Genomic DNA, 15,878 nt, shown 5'->3' on the forward strand with positions numbered 1-15,878 from the left:
GCCGCCTTGATTAGCTGCAAATCCGCGCCACAGCACGCGCGAATCGCGCCAGCCCCTCTTTCACATCCTGTTCCGGGATGATCAGCGAAGGCGTAAAGCGCACCACGTCCGGACCCGCGATCAGGGCTATCACCCCTTCCTCGTTAGCCAGTTGGGTGATCTGCTTGGCTCTACCGGCATATTCCGGGTTCAGAGCGCAACCAATTAACAGACCCGCCCCGCGGATTTCGCTAAAGATCGGATACTGTAGGTTGATTTCCGTCAGCCCGGCGATAAACCATTCGATACGCTGCTTCACCCCATCGAGCACCTCCGGTGTGTTAATCAGCGAGAACACCACCCCAGCCACTGCCGCTGCCAGCGGATTGCCGCCGTAGGTGGTACCATGAGTGCCGACGCCCAGCGTTTTTGCCAGTTTGTCGGTGGTGATCATCGCACCGATCGGGAAACCGCCGCCCAACGCCTTGGCGGTGGTCAACACGTCCGGTACCACCCCGTAATTCATATAGGCATACAGCGAGCCAGTTCGGCCCACGCCGGTTTGCACCTCATCAAAGATCAGCAGTGCGCCGTGGCGATCGCACAGTTCACGCAACCCTTGCAGGAATTGCGGTTGCGCCGGTACCACACCGCCCTCGCCCTGAATCGGCTCAACGATCACCGCGCAGGTACGGTCGTTAATCACCTGAGCAGCGGCGGCCAGATCGTTAAACGGCGTGTGGGTAATACCGCCAGGCAGTGGCGCAAAATCCTGTGAGTATTTTGGTTGGCCCCCGGCAGAAACGGTAAACAGGGTGCGACCATGAAACGCGTTATTGAACGCGACGATCTGGTTCTTTTCTCTGTTACCACTATCCAGTGCATATTTTCGCGCTAGCTTCAGCGCGGCCTCGTTGGCTTCCGCACCGGAGTTGCAGAAAAATACCTTGTCGGCAAAGGTGGCATCAATCAGCTGTTTGGCCAGGCGCAACACCGGCTCGTTGGTATAACCGTTGCCCAGATGCCAAAGCTTGCCGGCCTGTTCGACCAGCGCGGCCAACACCTGCGGATGGGCGTGGCCCAGGGCGTTGACGGCAATGCCTCCGGCGAAATCAATATAGGATTTCCCCTGCTGATCCCAAACCTGTGAGCCTTCTCCCCGCACCAAAATAAAGTCCGCAGGGGCATAAACCGGGATCATCCAGTCGTCGAAAGACTGGCGGGTAACTGCGATTGGCTGTTCCATAATGACCTCATAACGTCAGCAAAGGCTGAATTTTGGCGGTAAGGACCGCTCTGGTGGCGCAAGGCCGGCGAAAAAGCAAATTAACCCTATTATCCGGTGTCTTTTCTGGCCGACGATAATGCTGCTCAGCGCCGCCTATTCAGATACAAACCTGTTACATAAAATCGGTTATTCACTATTAATGCCGCATTTAGCGCCCCGGAGCGGGGAATAAATGTTAATGAGTAGTTAAAATACAGCCCATTTGATAAATAGTGTAGAGCAGCTATCGTGCCAGAACGGGGTTTTTGACGGATTTACTATTTTTTTTCGTTAAAACAAGGAGTTATATTGCATAAATATTCAATAATTATGCATTTGTAATGATTAATGGCAAAAATAGGGCCTAAAATCATCAGCGACGGAGAAATCCTATTCAATCGCAAAATTCTTCCGCTTTTCTGATCCTGCTCGCAAAAATAATTGCGTGAGATGGCGGGATCGGCGCCCTTTTGCACCGCAATTGTGCAATGCGCCCTCATTTAGCGCAGCAAAATGCCCCTCACCCTAACCCTCTCCCACAGGGAGAGGGGACAGTCCGTGCCACAATTTATCTGGGTGTTCGTCCTTTTGTTGGGGGGCCGATCGAGTGGATTTGAAACTGTGGTGATTCACCTTTGCCTGAGAGATGAGTTTGCTGAGAGGACCACTTTACTTCCAAATGAGCAGGAGCTATCAGCTCCCTCTCCCTATGGGTGTACAGACCGGGGACAGTCCGTGCCACAATTTATCTGGGTGTTCGTCCTTTTGTTGGGGGCCGATCGAGTGGATTTGAAACTGTGGTGATTCACCTTTGCATGAGGAGATGCGTTTGCTGAGAGGACCACTTTACTTCCAAATGAGCAGGAGCTATCAGCTCCCTCTCCCTATGGTGTACAGACCGGGGACAGTCCGTGCCACAATTTATCTGGGTGTTCGTCCTTTTGTTGGGGGGCCGATCGAGTGGATTTGAAACTGTGGTGATTCACCTTTGCCTGAGAGATGAGTTTGCTGAGAGGACCACTTTACTTCCAAATGAGCAGGAGCTATCAGCTCCCTCTCCCTATGGGTGTACAGACCGGGGACAGTCCGTGCCACAATTTATCTGGGTGTTCGTCCTTTTGTTGGGGGGCCGATCGAGTGGATTTGAAACTGTGGTGATTCACCTTTGCCTGAGAGATGAGTTTGCTGAGAGGACCACTTTACTTCCAAATGAGCAGGAGCTATCAGCTCCCTCTCCCTATGGGAGAGGGTTGGGGTGAGGGCACACCCCCAGTCTTTGACTACACTGATAAGTTAGCCCGTACTCAATGTTCCTCCTCAACCTTAAGGATCCCAACATGAGCAAGAAAACCTTTGATGCCACCCAGCCCGCAGCGGTCAAAGACGTAGCCGCCTTTCTGGCGGAGTTGAATGCCAGCGGCGGCAAACCGATGGAACAGATGAAGCCGAAGGAGGCACGTAAGGTGTTGGAAGGCGCGCAACGCAGCGTCGAGGTGGTACAGCGTGAGGTCGAGATCGAAGAGAAAACCATTCACGTGGCCGGTCAGGACATCCTGCTGCACATCGTGCGCCCGCCACGAGTGAAAGGGAAATTGCCGGTATTCATGTTTTTCCACGGCGGTGGTTGGGTCTTGGGTGACTTCCCAACTCACGAACGATTGGTGCGCGACCTGGTTTACAGTTCCGGAGCGGTAGCGGTATTTGTCAATTACACACCGTCACCAGAAGCCCAGTATCCCACCGCCATCGAGCAAGCCTACGCGGCCACGGAATGGGTGGCGGAATACGGAGAAAAAATCAACGTCGACGGTACCCGGCTGGCGGTAGTAGGTAATAGCGTTGGCGGTAACATGGCGACGGTGGTCAGCCTGATGGCTAAAGAGCGAGGCACGCCGGCACTGCGCTGCCAAATCCTGCTGTGGCCGGTCACCCACGCCAGTTTTGATCGCGATTCCTATCATCAGTTTGCTGAAGGCCATTTCCTGACGCGCAATATGATGAAGTGGTTTTGGGACAACTACACCACCGACAAGGCCCAGCGTAAGGAGATCTACGCCTCACCGCTCAATGCGAGCCTGGAACAGCTGCAAGGGCTGCCACCCGCGCTGATCCAGACCGCCGAGCTGGACGTACTGCGGGATGAGGGGGAGGCCTACGCCCGCCTGCTGAACGCGGCTGGCGTCGAGGTGACCGCCACCCGCTACAATGGGCTGATCCACGATTACGGCCTGTTAAACCCCCTCGCCCAGGTTCCGGCGGTGCATTCGGCTATTCATCAGGCAGGACGTGCATTGAAGCATTACCTGGCCTAGCCCAGGCTACGGATCAGCCTGGCCAAGGTCTTGATGGCGGTTTCAAGCCTGTCGCTCCACTCAAAGGAGGCGTTCAGGCGGAAACAGTGGTTGAAACGATCGCCGGTGGTGAACATTCGCCCCGGCGCAATACTGATGCCCTCCGCCAGCGCACGCTGGTAGAGCTCCATGGATGACTGTGTCGCCTCCAGCTCCAGCCACAGGAAATAGCCTCCGTCCGGCTGGCTGACCTTCACCGTCGGCGGGAAGTGTTGGGCGATCGCCTGATGCATGGCACTTTGGCGCTGGGCCAATAAACGCCTCAGGCGACGCAGATGGGTATCATAACCACCATGCAGCAGATAATCGGCAATCGCCATCTGGGTCGGCACGCTGGTTGAAACAGTGCTCATCAACTGCAAGCGCTGAATTTGCGGTGCATATCGCCCTGCGGCTACCCAACCCACGCGAAATCCCGGAGCCAGACATTTTGAGAACGACGAGCAGTGCAAAATCTGCCCGCCCTGATCCAACGCCTTGGCTGGCAAGGGGCGCTCAGCGCTGAAATAGAGCTCGCCGTACACATCGTCTTCCAACAACGAGATCTGATGCTCGCGCAGCATCGTAACCAGCCGTTGTTTATTCTCGTCCGACATGCTCGACCCTTGCGGATTCTGGAAATGGGTCATCAGCCAGCAGGCCTTGATCGGATACTGCTCAATCGCCTGCTGTAACGAATCTAGATCGATTCCGTGCTGCGGGTGGGCAGCGATCGCCACCGCTTTCAGTTTCAGGCGTTCCAGCGCCTGCAACGCGCCGTAAAATGCCGGGGATTCAATCGCCACCGTGTCCCCCGGCTGCGTCACCGCTTGCAGGCTTAGGCTTAACGACTCCATCGCTCCGGCGGTGATCACAATCTCATCAGGGGAGACCTGCATCCCATTCAGCGCATAGCGTTGGGCAATATGGCGACGCAATGCCTCGTTGCCGGGCGGCAGATTGGCAAGGGAACTGTGAGGTGTGAATTTTCGGGCTACGCTGCTCAGCGCCCTGGCCAACTTGGGTTGCATAAACAGGGTGGCATCCGGGAAAGCCGAACCGAAGGGCACAATCTCTGGATCCTTACAGGCTTGCAGCACGTCAAAGATAAAGGCGTTGATATCCACCTGTTCGCTCACCAGCAGTTTCTCACCCCGAATGGGCTGTGGTAACGCCTGTGAACGGGCCGCCACATAGTAACCAGACTGCGGCCGCGCTACGATCCAGCCCTGGCTTTCCAGTAGCTGGTATGACTGCACCACCGTCATCAGGCTCAGCCCGGCACGTTTGCCACTTTCCCGCAGCGAGGGCAGTTTATCCCCGGCACGCCATACCCGGTTCTGGATCTGTTCGCGGATCTGCTGGGCAAGCTGTTCATATCTGGTCATACAATTCCAACTGTTATAGGAAAAAGTAAAATAACTGTCACTGTTATCGTTACTCTACTCCATGCTCTACTTAGCGCAAGTTTTAATAAGCAAGCTTTCGCTTTCCTAAGAGGCCGATTATGAACAAATCAAGGAGGCTCCATGTTCGGACTTGATGCATTGGAGCTGGCACGGATCCAGTTCGCCTTCACCGTTTCCTTCCACATTATCTTTCCGGCGATCACCATCGGCATGGCCAGCTATCTGGCGGTGCTCGAAGGCCTATGGCTGAAAACCGGCAATCAGGCTTACCGGGATTTGTACCATTTCTGGTCCAAAATCTTCGCCGTCAACTTCGGCATGGGCGTGGTTTCCGGCCTGGTGATGGCCTATCAGTTCGGCACCAACTGGAGCTTTTTCTCCGAATTTGCCGGCAGTATCACCGGCCCACTGCTGACCTATGAAGTGCTGACTGCCTTCTTCCTCGAAGCCGGATTCCTGGGCGTGATGCTGTTTGGCTGGAGTCGTGTTGGCCCCGGCCTGCACTTCTTTGCCACCAGCATGGTAGCACTCGGCACGCTGATCTCCACCTTCTGGATCCTGGCCTCCAACAGCTGGATGCAGACCCCGCAGGGGCATGAGATCATCAACGGCGTGGTCGTGCCGGTTGACTGGTTCAAAGTGATCTTCAACCCGTCCTTCCCTTACCGCCTGCTGCATATGACCACCGCGGCATTCCTGTCGTCGGCCTTCTTTATCGGTGCCTCGGCGGCCTGGCACCTGTTGCGTGGCCGTGATACGCCAGCCATGCGCAAGATGCTGTCAATGGCTATGTGGATGGCGCTGATCGTCGCCCCTATCCAGGCGGTGATCGGCGACGCACACGGCCTCAATACGCTGAAATATCAACCGGCCAAAATCGCCGCCATCGAAGGCCACTGGGAAAACCCGCCGGGAGAGGCCACTCCGCTGATCCTGTTCGGATGGCCGGATATGGAGCGTGAAGAAACCCGCTTTAAGGTGGAAATCCCTTACCTAGGCAGCCTGATCCTCACCCACAGCCTTACCGAGCAGGTTCCGGCGTTGAAATCCTTCGCACCAGAAGATCGCCCTAACTCCACCGTAGTGTTCTGGTCGTTCCGGATCATGGTGGCGCTGGGCATGCTGATGATCCTGGCTGGCGTGTGGAGCCTGTGGCTACGCTGGCGCGGCGGACTGTATCAGTCCAAACCCTTCCTGTACTTCATTCTGTGGATGGGGCCTTCGGGGCTGATCGCCTTGCTGGCGGGGTGGTTCACCACCGAGATTGGCCGCCAGCCATGGGTCGTCTACGGGCTGCAACGCACCGCCGATGCCGTCTCTGCCCATGGCGACATCCATATGAGCGTGAGCCTGTTGGCCTTTATCGCCGTCTACTGCTCGGTGTTTGGCGTCGGTTATTCCTACATGATGCGCCTGATCCGCAAAGGCCCGCAGGCCCATGAAGGTGACGAGCCAAGCGGCCACGGCACTCCGGCACGTCCGCTCTCAGCGGTACACGAAACTTTGGACGACAGGAGCTGAACATGGGTATCGATCTTCCGTTGATTTGGTTTGTGATCATCGTGTTTAGCACCATGATGTACGTGGTCATGGACGGCTTTGATCTGGGCATCGGCATTCTGTTCCCATGGGTGAAAGATAGCCACGATCGCAATGTGATGATGAACACCGTAGCACCGGTATGGGACGGCAACGAAACCTGGCTGGTGCTTGGCGGGGCTGCCCTGTTTGGCGCTTTCCCACTGGCGTATGCGGTGATCCTGGATGCGTTGGCCATTCCCCTCACGCTGATGCTGTTTGGCCTGATCTTCCGCGGCGTGGCCTTTGAGTTCCGCTTCAAAGCCAAACCGGAAAAGCGCCATATCTGGGATAAGGCGTTTATCGGCGGTTCAATCCTGGCCACCTTCTGCCAGGGCGTGGTCGTCGGGGCGATTATCGACGGCTTCCCGGTGGAAGGCCGCGCCTATGTCGGTGGCCCCTTCGACTGGTTCACTCCGTTCGCCCTGTTCTGCGGTTTGGGCCTGGTAGTGACCTATGCGTTACTCGGCTGCACCTGGTTGGTGATGAAGACTGCCGGAAGCTTGCAGACCCGGATGCATCGTCTGACCACTCCCCTGCTGGTTAGCCTACTGCTAATCCTGCTGGCCGTCAGCGTCTGGACGCCGATCGCTCACCCTGAAATTGCGACCCGCTGGTTCAGCCTGCCGAACCTGTTCTGGCTGCTGCCGGTGCCGCTGCTGGTGCTGCTCAGCGCCTGGGGGATCTGGCACGGCGTACGTCACGATGCCCACTATTCACCGTTCCTGCTGACGCTGCTGCTGGTGTTTCTGGGACTAAGCGGTCTGGGTATCAGCATCTGGCCGCTGCTGATCCCACCGACCATCACCCTGTGGCAAGCCGCAGCGCCGCTACAAAGCCTGGGCTTTATGCTGGTGGGCGCGCTGTTTATTATTCCGATTATTTTGGTCTACACCTTCTGGAGCTACTACGTGTTCCGCGGCAAGGTGAGCCATGAGGATGGGTATCACTGATGATGAATAAGACGATGAATGAGAACACCGCTACCATTCCCTGGTGGAAACGCGTCGGCTGGCTGGTGGTTATCTGGAGTGCCAGCGTCCTGGGGCTGTTTTTGGTCGCTTCGCTATTTCGCCTGCTGATGACCGCCGCCGGGATGAAGCCGGAATAGTTCCTACTGCTTCCCCATCGCCCCCAAAAAACGCTGTTGCATCCGCAACAGCGTTTTCAGATCCAGGCACTGATAATCCAGCCCGTGTTGGGCCGCAACCTCGGCAATGATCTTCGCCAAGGCAGGGTAATGCCGATGGCTCCAATGTGGGAACAGATGATGGGTCAGGTGCAGGTTGGCACCGCCCAGCCAGTAACCAACCCAGCGTGGCGTGGCCTGCCAGTCGAAGGTGGTGGCAAACAGATGTTGATACCAGCCATGCACCATCTTGCCCTGCTCGGGAGCCTGATAAAAATTGGCTTTGGCCCAATGGGTACCCACAATCAGCATCACAAACACCAACGACGACAGCATCTGGCTCAGCAGGTAAGTTAGCCAGATCGCGGTGGCGCTAACCTCAGGCGGCATCAGCCATAGCGGGATTGCCAACGCCAACGTGAAGTGTGCCAGCTTGCTCAGCAAGAAAACGCCCCAGCCTTTGCTCCCCTGCAACATCATCTTGGGCGTCATGCGCGTTTTGCCAGCCCGATCCAACCAGTCAAACAGCCAGATGTAATACGGGAAAGTCAGTGCCGCCACCATCGGCCAGTAGTATTGCTGCAAACGCATAAAGGTTTTGCGCTGCTGGAACGGCGTTTGCCGCAGTACGCCGTTAGGCTCAATATCCGGATCGTAACCTTCGATATTGTTGTAGGCATGGTGGAAGATAACGTGACGCACCCGCCAACAGTCCGCATCCAACCCCAACGGGATGCTCACAATAAAGTTAAGCCAGTGGTTCAGCCGTGCCCGTTTGAAAAAGGCATTGTGTGAGGCGTCGTGCACCACGTTCACCGTCAACATCATGGCGGAGAAAATAAAGCCGACGTAGCAGCCGAAATAGGCCCAGGCGTTTTGCTGCTGCAAACTGAGTGCATAAAAGCCCGCGCACACCAGGATCAGCAGCAACACCTTGGCGAACATCCCTCGGTCGGCAAAGCGGTGGTCGCCCCGCTCCGCCAGATAAGCCTGGCTGCCACGCATCAGCGCCAGATGAATGTCTCGGTTCTCCCTTTGGAACGCCAAGGGCCGCAGCGGCGTGGTGTCTGGCATCTTCATAGAGGCTGTTGCCCCATCGTACGTAGGAAGCGTTGCTGCTGTTGCAACAGCTCACGATAGCTGATGCAGCGATAATCCATGGCATAGCGTGGCGCGAGTTCAGCCAGAATGGCGGCTAGCGCTGGATAATGGCGGTGATTCCAGCCGGGGAACAGATGATGGGTGAGATGATAATTCAGCCCGCCGGTCAGATGATGCAACCACTTCGGCGAGGTTTCCCAGTCGCAGGCAGTGGCAAAGTTGTGCCGATACCAGCCCTGCGGCATTTGGCCTCCTTCTGGCACCGCGTAAAACTCAGCCTGCGCCCAGTGGGTACCCAGCAGTAAGAACACCACCAGCAGCGAGGCTAACATCTGGCTCAACAGATAGGCGATCAGCACCGTTTGCCAGCCAATGCCGTGTTGCTGGCAAACCACCAACGGGATCACCAGCACCACCACTATGTGACACAGTTTGCTGGCAATAAACACCGCCCAGCCCTTGCGTCCGGCCAGCACACCCTCGGCGGCCAACGGGGTTTTGCCCAACCGGTCTGACCAATCAAACACCAGCGCGATATAGGGCAGCGACAAGGCGGCAATCAGCGGCCAGTAAAGGTGCTGATAGCGCATGTGCGCTCGCCATTGCTGGAACGGCGTCTGGCGGAAAAAGCCGTTCTCTTCGGTGTCCAGATCGTAATGTTCGACGTTGGCATACACATGATGATAGCTGACGTGCCTTGTCCGCCAATAGTCCGGATCGACCCCCAGCGGGATCGTCACCAAACGCCCCGCCAGACGATTCACCCAAGGAGTGCGGGCGAACGCGTTATGCGAAGCGTCATGATTGACGTTGACGTTCAGCAACATGCCCATCATGACAAAGGCAAAGTAGCACAGCATAAACGCCAGTCCCTGCTGCTGCACCAGGCTAAGCAGGTAGAACCCCACGCACAACAAAAGCAGGACGATAGCCTTGACCCAACGGGCCACATCGGCAAAGCGGTGATCGTTACGGCCGCTCAGATAAGCATAGGTCCGTCGTTTCAGTTCACGATGAAACGCCTGTTCCCCATCGGCAGGGAAAGAGAGTGGCGGCAACGAATCAACCATGCACTGCCTCCTTCTGGCGTCCCCAGCCAGCAGCAACGGCGCAGCCATGCACGGCAATGCCGCAGGTCATCAGCCACCAGTAAGGTTGGTGCCAACCCAGCGCCAGCAGCAACAGCAGTGGAGCGGCCAACGCCACCAGTAACCAGACCTTTACGCCCCAGCTACGGCCTTCGGCAATCCCACCCAGCGCCACCGCACCTACCGCCAACAGCATAAACAGTATCGCCTGCTCGCCGGTCAGGCCGTTGTAGCCGTAACCGAAACGATACACGTAGCCCAGCACCAGGGCGAACAGCAGCAACGCACCACTCACCATACACCAGGCGGAACTGCGGAAACGGGTGCTATTGGCCGAGGGTTTGAAAGGCAGTTTGAAGTAGCGCAAAAACGGCTGATTGCTGGCCCAGAACGGGTTAGCCGACGATTTCTCCCCGCGTACGCCATAGGCGAAAGGCTCGGTTGGCAGCGACGGTCCAAAGGTGCCAAACAGCTTGTCCCAGAAGATAAAGCTGCCGCCAAAATTACGGTTGGAATAGGCCAGATCGTTGACGTGATGTACCCGATGGTGCGCCGGGGTAACGAAGATTTTTTCCAGCCAGCCCAGCTTTGGGGTCAGCGCATTATGGTTAAACAGCTGAATGCCGTAATGCAGGATCGAAACGGTGATAAACACCGAAAGCGGCACACCGGCCAACGCCAGCAGCATAAAGAACGGGATCGACGTTAATGACGAATACCACGAGTTACGTACGCCCAACGACAGATTGAAGTGTTCGCCCTGGTGATGCACCACATGCACCGCCCACAGCAGGCGGAAACGGTGATGCAGACGGTGTAACCAGTAAAAACCAAAGTCCCACGCCAGCAGGGCAAACAGCCACACCAGCGCGACCGGCCAGCTATCTACCAGACCCAGGCTGTAATGGGTCGCCACATAGCCATAGCAGAAGATCTCCAGCCCCCGGAACAGCCACAGCATGATATGCCCGGAGTTGAGGTTGAAGATCACATCGTGCCAATCAACGCTGCCCCGGTTGCGCTTTTGCAGCCACAGGGCTTCGCCCAGCACCACGCACAGCATAAATATTATCGGTATTACCAGATCGGTCATGGTCGTTCTCCCTGACGATAATCACTGACAATCCATCGAACATGCTGGCAGGCATAGCCTACGGCCATGGCCAACACCGCTCCACTGAGCAAATCCACCAACAGGTGACGGCGCAGTTGCAGAATAGAGAAGGCAATCGCCACTCCCCAAACCGACAACAGTACGCTGCGCCATTTTTTCCGGCTGTCCGCCACGGCCCACACGGCCAGGGCCGTCAAGGCTATATGCAAAGAAGGTAAACAGTTTTGTTTGGAATCAATCCCGATCAATGCCGCCAGCATGGTTGAGCTGAGTGAACTGCCCTGATCGACCGGGTAGTCCATCGTCGTCGGCCACAGCAGATAGATGGCCCCCGCAACAAGAGCGGCAAGCTGCATTGAGCTTCTAAGCCATTTGATCCGGCTCAGCGGACACAGCAGATAGCACAGCGGAACGATCAGGAAAAAAGACAGGTATAGCCAGATAGCATGCGGACTGAAGGGAATGGCACGATCCAGCCAACTCGGCGTCAGCTGATAACCAGCGCCTTGCCATCGGTCAGTGCTGTTATAAATCAGGCCGACAAAGCCCCAACCCAGCAGCATTTGCCATAGGCGATAGATCACCTCTTTCATGGCACCTCCGGCAACCGTACGATACGTCGGCATTTAGCATCGAACTGCGGCATGATGCGTTGCGCGGTCAGTTGCCATTCCAGTTGCTGCACCGCGATACCCTGCTGGGTAAACAGCGCAATCAGTTGCTGCTGGCAATGTACCAGTTCTTCCGGACTGCAGTCGGCCATCAGGTGCAGCCGCTGGCCAGACAACTGGGTCAGGCGATAATCCGCCACGGCGGGCAACGCGTTGGCAATCACCCGGCGGCACAAATCGGCAAAAACTCGCTGCGCCTCCCCCTGCAATCCTGGCAGCATCAGTTGATCGTCACAGCGTCCCTCAATCTGCTCCAACGCCATGCTGGCCTGGCCACACGGGCAAGGCTCTTTACGCCGAACCAAAATATCATCCAGCCGATAACGTACGATCGGCTGCGTACGGCGGGTAAAATCGGTGATCAGCGGGGTAAAGCGTTGCTCATCGATCCACTGTGGTTCCACGTGGATAAACTCTTCGTTCAGATGCAAGGTGCCGTGGCTACAGGTGGCAGCCAGAAAACCTTCGGTGGCCTGATAGACTTCGCCCACGTCGGCAAATACCCGCTTTAGCAGTTGGCGATCCTGCGGCTCCAGCACCTCAGCCACCGAGATCACCTTTTTCACCTGTAGTTGTAACTCGCCCCGTTCGACCGCATGAGCCAACGCGCACAATACCTGCGCAGGTGCGACCACGATGGTGGGTTGCTCCCGTTCAATCTGCGGTAAGTGCTCGGCAAAGGGTGCAAACAGATCGTAAAACGTCAGGCTCAACCAGCGGTTGTTGACGCTGTGATACAGATTGTTGTCCGCACGCAGAAACAGCGCGACACGCTCACCGGCAAATACCCCTTGCGGCAGCATTTTGGCCAGCATGCCCCCAGCCCAGATCTGCTGCTCCTGCGGGCTGACCACAAATACGCCGCGCCTCCCGGAGGTGCCGGTCGATAGACCTACACTGTATTTGCCCACTTTTGGGGTGAAGTCGCGATCGGTTTCGCTGCGCCGGGCACAGGCCAACAGCGCCTCAAGTTGCAGCCCGGCGGTATTCATCCGATCAAAATGCGTCATCATGATCGCTTTGTCCATTTCTGGCCATTCGCTCACAGGTAACAGACAGTATGGCCGGAAATAGGGGCTATACGCCAATACCCGGCGGGCAAAGCGTTTTAACTGACGCGCCTGGTAAGCCTCCAGTTCTGCCCGTTCGGTGAAATGCAGCCTGCGCGCTCGCAGATAGTGCCACAGCGTCATCAGCGGGATCATAAATCCCCCTCATGGCACAACAGGATCTCCGCCGCGCCGCCGTGATGCAGCTGGTTGAGCGCTTCAAGGGTTTGGTAGTAGCTACGCGGGTTGTCCATGATCAGGTTCGCCAGCCGCGAAGGGCCACGCAGTTGCTGGTAGTTCAGCGGCGACCAGGCGGCGTCGCTTGCCAGCAGCGTCCAGCCCGCGTCGGTTTGGACAAAGGCGCCAAGGTGGCCCGCAGCATGCCCTGGCAGAGGAACAATGAAGATTTGCCCATCGCTGCCCGGCAGCGCATATCCCTGCTGGAACGGTGCCAGTTCGGCTGGCAGACTCTGTAGCGGGAATGACTCCACAAACTGCAATGCGGATTCAAACTCCTCGGGGATCAACCCCGGTATAAACGCCCGCTTCAGGGCGGCAAAGCCACGCAGCTCTCGAGTTTGCTGCCAGCCCTCACCGGAACAAATCATGTTGAGGCTGCTGAAATCACGCAGGCCAGCGATATGGTCAGCATGAAAATGGGAAATAATCACCGCCTCAATATCACTCACACTGACACCCCGGCTACGCAACTGCTCAAGCAGCGCCTGCTGTGGGCTGAAATAAACCGGGGTGATCTGGCTATACAATCGGAAAATACCGCTGGCGGTGTACTGTTGGAAATAGCTGGCATAACCGGTATCCCATAACCAGCGACGCTCTCCCACCTCCAACAGGTAGGCACGAGAGGGGAATTTGCAGCTACGCATTGGCGAGCCACGCAGCGCCATGCAGCCAAGGTGGGTACAATAGCCGATTTCAAAGGGGGTAATGTTAGCCATGCGCCGCCATCCCCTGCTGTTTCATCCATTGCCCTGTCAGCTCTATCCCCTGCTCCAGGCTATAACGTGGCCGGTAACCCAGCTCTTCAATCGCGCGGCTGTTATCCAGCGTCATATCAAAATAGGCGGCCGCCGCGCTGTAGCGCGTCAGCATCGGCTCTTTGCCGGTAAAATGGGCTATCAATTCCATGCCCCCTGCCACCGCCCACAACAGCCGGTAAGGCAATGCCTGCACCCGATATTGCCAGCCTAGCTGCTGGGCCAGCAGTTGGTGCAGCATATCCTCCAGCCGCTGCGGCTGTTGGTTGGTGATGTTATAAATGCCGCCAGAAGGCAAATTCGGCCGGTTGCTGGCCAGATCCATTGCATGCACTACGTTGAGCACAAAGGTCAGATCCAGATAGGCTTTACCGCCACCGGGCAGGCGCAGAGCACCTTTGTCACGCTGCATCTGGGCCAGGATCCTGGGTACGATCACTCGGTCATGTGGCCCAAACAGGCCACGAGGTCGCAGGATCAGGTACGTGGTTTGCGGATAGCGATGCAACAGCGCACCAATGCTCTGTTCGGCAGCATACTTACTGGCGGCGTAATGATTGGCAAACCGGCGGGCAGATTCACCCTCGGCAATGTTGTGATGATGTTTAAAGTCAAAATAGATCGCCGGGGTCGAGATATGAATAAAGCGCTTCACGCCACAGCGCCCGGCAGCTTTGGCGAGCTTTTCCGTGACGTAGGTGTTGGCCTGGAAAAACGCCCTGCGATCGCCCCACGGGGCAGATTTGGCGGCACAATGCCAGACAATGTCATACCCTTTCATCAGCTGTTCGCACTGTTCCGCCCCAGCACGGGTCAGGTCCAACGGGGTAAACTTTGCCCCCAGTGCCGCCAACTCACGGCCAACGGCTTCATCACGCCCGGTGGCATGCACCTGATGTCCGGTAGCCAGCAGCCACTCGGCCGCATTGCGCCCTAACCCACTGGTCGCTCCGGTTACCAAGACTTTCATGGCAGCAGAACCATGCCGCCCAGGGTCAGCCCAGCAGCGGTACCGATCAACATTACCGGCTGATTGGCATTCAGCCTGTCAGTGATCGCCGCCTCGTGCAACGCGGAAGGAATTGACGCCGCCACCTGGTTGCCCCGGTAACGATAGATATCCACCAACGCCTCTGGCGCTACATGCAGCCTTTTGCGCATATGTTCCAGCGAGAGATGGCTGGCCTGATGCGGCACCACGGTGGCGATTTGTGGCAAGGTGAGCCCCGCGGCGTTCAGCAAACGCTCAAGGTAGCCTTCAATCAGCGCCGAAGCCTGGCGGAACAGCTGCTTACCCTTCATATGGAACAGAAAATCGCTGTCGTTCATCCCGGCACGCGGGTTACGACGTGTGCCACCGGCGCGGATTTCACACAGATCACTGCCTTCCGGGTAGGTTTCCATCAGGTAGGACAAAATCCCGCTGCGCCCATCGCCTCGTTCCACAATGGCACAGGCGGCACCATCGCCAAAAATCAGTGAGGACTCTTCATCTTCCCAGTCGATACCGCGCGAGGCGATATCAGCAGAGACGATGGCAATACGCCGGTAAACGCCTGCGTTGAGTAGCCCAGCCGCCACCTGCAATGCGCTAATAAAGCTGACGCAGCTGGTATTGATATCAAAACCTGCGGTACCTGAGGGTAAGCCGGCGATTTTAAGAATATGCGCGGCACTAAAGGGCAATGCCTGTACGGCAATGGCCGAGGCCGAGATCAACAGATCGATGGAGTCACGCGCAATAGTATGGCGAGCCAGCGCGTCATCCAATGCGGCGACGGCCAGTTCAGCCTGGCTGGCCTGATTGCTGGCATGAAAGCGATGAATAATCCCCGAGCGTTTTTCTACATAGCCGTCGGGTTTGTTCAACTGCCGATCCAACGCCGAAGATTCGACGCAGCCGGGAGGCAAAGCCGCTCCTGTCGCAATGATTTTCAGCGGCAGCACGGGGTGGGACAGGTTATCAATGGTCATAGGTGTTCAGTCTGCTTATCCCTAACTCGTTTGGCTTAGCATCCAGCGTAATTAATCAAACTTTTTACGCTCTTTTGATCTAGCCCTTATTTAACATCAGCATAAGGAAAATCCTAACAGGAATTTTTACTGATTGATTCCGTTCGCTTAACTAACCTGGTAAACCATGCCGTTAACCTAATGGCACAGCC

Annotated in this window: 14 protein-coding genes; 4 read left to right on the forward strand and 10 right to left on the reverse strand. The window is 56.6% G+C overall.

Going from position 1 to position 15,878, the window contains the following annotated elements:
- Positions 1-10: 10 nt before the first annotated feature.
- Positions 11-1,225, reverse strand: coding sequence for an aspartate aminotransferase family protein (locus KGP16_RS15685; RefSeq protein ID WP_223499951.1), 1,215 nt, complete (start codon positions 1,223-1,225; stop codon positions 11-13).
- A gap of 1,358 nt (positions 1,226-2,583) precedes the next feature.
- Between KGP16_RS15685 and KGP16_RS15690 the strand changes: the two genes are divergently transcribed.
- Positions 2,584-3,558 carry an alpha/beta hydrolase gene (locus tag KGP16_RS15690; protein WP_021805659.1) on the forward strand — a complete coding sequence of 325 codons (975 nt, stop codon included), beginning with the start codon at positions 2,584-2,586 and terminating at the stop codon, positions 3,556-3,558.
- Here KGP16_RS15690 and KGP16_RS15695 read toward each other — a convergent pair.
- Positions 3,555-4,964, reverse strand: coding sequence for a PLP-dependent aminotransferase family protein (locus KGP16_RS15695; protein WP_223499952.1), 1,410 nt, complete (start codon positions 4,962-4,964; stop codon positions 3,555-3,557). The genes KGP16_RS15690 and KGP16_RS15695 overlap by 4 nt on opposite strands.
- A gap of 141 nt (positions 4,965-5,105) precedes the next feature.
- Here KGP16_RS15695 and KGP16_RS15700 point away from each other — a divergent pair, with 141 nt between their 5' ends.
- Genes KGP16_RS15700 through KGP16_RS15710 form a run of 3 tightly spaced genes read left to right on the forward strand, consistent with a single transcriptional unit; the run spans position 5,106 to position 7,674 of the window.
- Positions 5,106-6,506 carry a cytochrome ubiquinol oxidase subunit I gene (locus tag KGP16_RS15700; protein ID WP_223499953.1) on the forward strand — a complete coding sequence of 467 codons (1,401 nt, stop codon included), beginning with the start codon at positions 5,106-5,108 and terminating at the stop codon, positions 6,504-6,506.
- A 2-nt stretch (positions 6,507-6,508) separates the two neighbouring features.
- Complete coding sequence (gene cydB, locus KGP16_RS15705; protein WP_218519212.1) at positions 6,509-7,516, forward strand: cytochrome d ubiquinol oxidase subunit II; 1,008 nt, start codon at positions 6,509-6,511, stop codon at positions 7,514-7,516.
- Positions 7,517-7,530: 14 nt separating this feature from the next.
- Positions 7,531-7,674 (forward strand): DUF2474 domain-containing protein, encoded by a 144-nt coding sequence (locus tag KGP16_RS15710; RefSeq protein ID WP_094983222.1) that lies wholly within the window; start codon positions 7,531-7,533, stop codon positions 7,672-7,674.
- A 3-nt stretch (positions 7,675-7,677) separates the two neighbouring features.
- Here KGP16_RS15710 and KGP16_RS15715 read toward each other — a convergent pair whose 3' ends face one another.
- From KGP16_RS15715 to KGP16_RS15750, 8 genes are read right to left on the reverse strand one after another with little or no spacing between them, the layout of a single operon-like run.
- Entirely contained in the window at positions 7,678-8,766 is a 1,089-nt protein-coding gene (locus KGP16_RS15715) for an acyl-CoA desaturase (protein WP_218520379.1), read from the reverse strand.
- 2 nt (positions 8,767-8,768) lie between these two features.
- Positions 8,769-9,863, reverse strand: coding sequence for an acyl-CoA desaturase (locus tag KGP16_RS15720; protein ID WP_223499954.1), 1,095 nt, complete (start codon positions 9,861-9,863; stop codon positions 8,769-8,771).
- Positions 9,856-10,974, reverse strand: coding sequence for a sterol desaturase family protein (locus KGP16_RS15725; RefSeq protein ID WP_223499955.1), 1,119 nt, complete (start codon positions 10,972-10,974; stop codon positions 9,856-9,858). Before KGP16_RS15725 ends, KGP16_RS15720 begins: the two co-directional genes overlap by 8 nt.
- Positions 10,971-11,588: a phosphatase PAP2 family protein gene (locus KGP16_RS15730; RefSeq protein ID WP_021805667.1), complete on the reverse strand. Its 618-nt coding sequence runs from the start codon at positions 11,586-11,588 to the stop codon at positions 10,971-10,973. Before KGP16_RS15730 ends, KGP16_RS15725 begins: the two co-directional genes overlap by 4 nt.
- Positions 11,585-12,871, reverse strand: a complete 1,287-nt coding sequence (locus KGP16_RS15735) for a F390 synthetase-related protein (RefSeq protein ID WP_223499956.1) — start codon at positions 12,869-12,871, stop codon at positions 11,585-11,587. The genes KGP16_RS15730 and KGP16_RS15735 overlap by 4 nt, the downstream gene beginning before the upstream one ends.
- A complete protein-coding gene (locus KGP16_RS15740; protein ID WP_021805669.1) occupies positions 12,868-13,674 on the reverse strand; it encodes an MBL fold metallo-hydrolase in 807 nt (268 codons plus the stop codon). The genes KGP16_RS15735 and KGP16_RS15740 overlap by 4 nt, the downstream gene beginning before the upstream one ends.
- On the reverse strand, positions 13,667-14,683 hold the full coding sequence (locus KGP16_RS15745; protein ID WP_021805670.1) for an NAD(P)-dependent oxidoreductase: 1,017 nt from the start codon (positions 14,681-14,683) through the stop codon (positions 13,667-13,669). The genes KGP16_RS15740 and KGP16_RS15745 overlap by 8 nt, the downstream gene beginning before the upstream one ends.
- Positions 14,680-15,687 carry a 3-oxoacyl-[acyl-carrier-protein] synthase III C-terminal domain-containing protein gene (locus tag KGP16_RS15750; RefSeq protein ID WP_021805671.1) on the reverse strand — a complete coding sequence of 336 codons (1,008 nt, stop codon included), beginning with the start codon at positions 15,685-15,687 and terminating at the stop codon, positions 14,680-14,682. Before KGP16_RS15750 ends, KGP16_RS15745 begins: the two co-directional genes overlap by 4 nt.
- Between the last annotated feature and the right edge of the window lie 191 nt (positions 15,688-15,878).

It is taken from the genome of Serratia sp. JSRIV006 (genome assembly GCF_019968685.1).
GTDB classification, from domain to species: Bacteria; Pseudomonadota; Gammaproteobacteria; order Enterobacterales; family Enterobacteriaceae; genus Chania; species Chania fonticola_B.

What these genes read in the sequence shown, in the direction of transcription:
- KGP16_RS15685 (WP_223499951.1), bottom strand. Translation starts at nt 1,225, where the DNA reads ATGGAACAGCCAATCGCAGTTACCCGCCAGTCTTTCGACGACTGGATG.
- KGP16_RS15690 (WP_021805659.1), top strand. Translation starts at nt 2,584, where the DNA reads ATGAGCAAGAAAACCTTTGATGCCACCCAGCCCGCAGCGGTCAAAGAC.
- KGP16_RS15695 (WP_223499952.1), bottom strand. Translation starts at nt 4,964, where the DNA reads ATGACCAGATATGAACAGCTTGCCCAGCAGATCCGCGAACAGATCCAG.
- KGP16_RS15700 (WP_223499953.1), top strand. Translation starts at nt 5,106, where the DNA reads ATGTTCGGACTTGATGCATTGGAGCTGGCACGGATCCAGTTCGCCTTC.
- cydB (WP_218519212.1), top strand. Translation starts at nt 6,509, where the DNA reads ATGGGTATCGATCTTCCGTTGATTTGGTTTGTGATCATCGTGTTTAGC.
- KGP16_RS15710 (WP_094983222.1), top strand. Translation starts at nt 7,531, where the DNA reads ATGAATGAGAACACCGCTACCATTCCCTGGTGGAAACGCGTCGGCTGG.
- KGP16_RS15715 (WP_218520379.1), bottom strand. Translation starts at nt 8,766, where the DNA reads ATGCCAGACACCACGCCGCTGCGGCCCTTGGCGTTCCAAAGGGAGAAC.
- KGP16_RS15720 (WP_223499954.1), bottom strand. Translation starts at nt 9,863, where the DNA reads ATGGTTGATTCGTTGCCGCCACTCTCTTTCCCTGCCGATGGGGAACAG.
- KGP16_RS15725 (WP_223499955.1), bottom strand. Translation starts at nt 10,974, where the DNA reads ATGACCGATCTGGTAATACCGATAATATTTATGCTGTGCGTGGTGCTG.
- KGP16_RS15730 (WP_021805667.1), bottom strand. Translation starts at nt 11,588, where the DNA reads ATGAAAGAGGTGATCTATCGCCTATGGCAAATGCTGCTGGGTTGGGGC.
- KGP16_RS15735 (WP_223499956.1), bottom strand. Translation starts at nt 12,871, where the DNA reads ATGATCCCGCTGATGACGCTGTGGCACTATCTGCGAGCGCGCAGGCTG.
- KGP16_RS15740 (WP_021805669.1), bottom strand. Translation starts at nt 13,674, where the DNA reads ATGGCTAACATTACCCCCTTTGAAATCGGCTATTGTACCCACCTTGGC.
- KGP16_RS15745 (WP_021805670.1), bottom strand. Translation starts at nt 14,683, where the DNA reads ATGAAAGTCTTGGTAACCGGAGCGACCAGTGGGTTAGGGCGCAATGCG.
- KGP16_RS15750 (WP_021805671.1), bottom strand. Translation starts at nt 15,687, where the DNA reads ATGACCATTGATAACCTGTCCCACCCCGTGCTGCCGCTGAAAATCATT.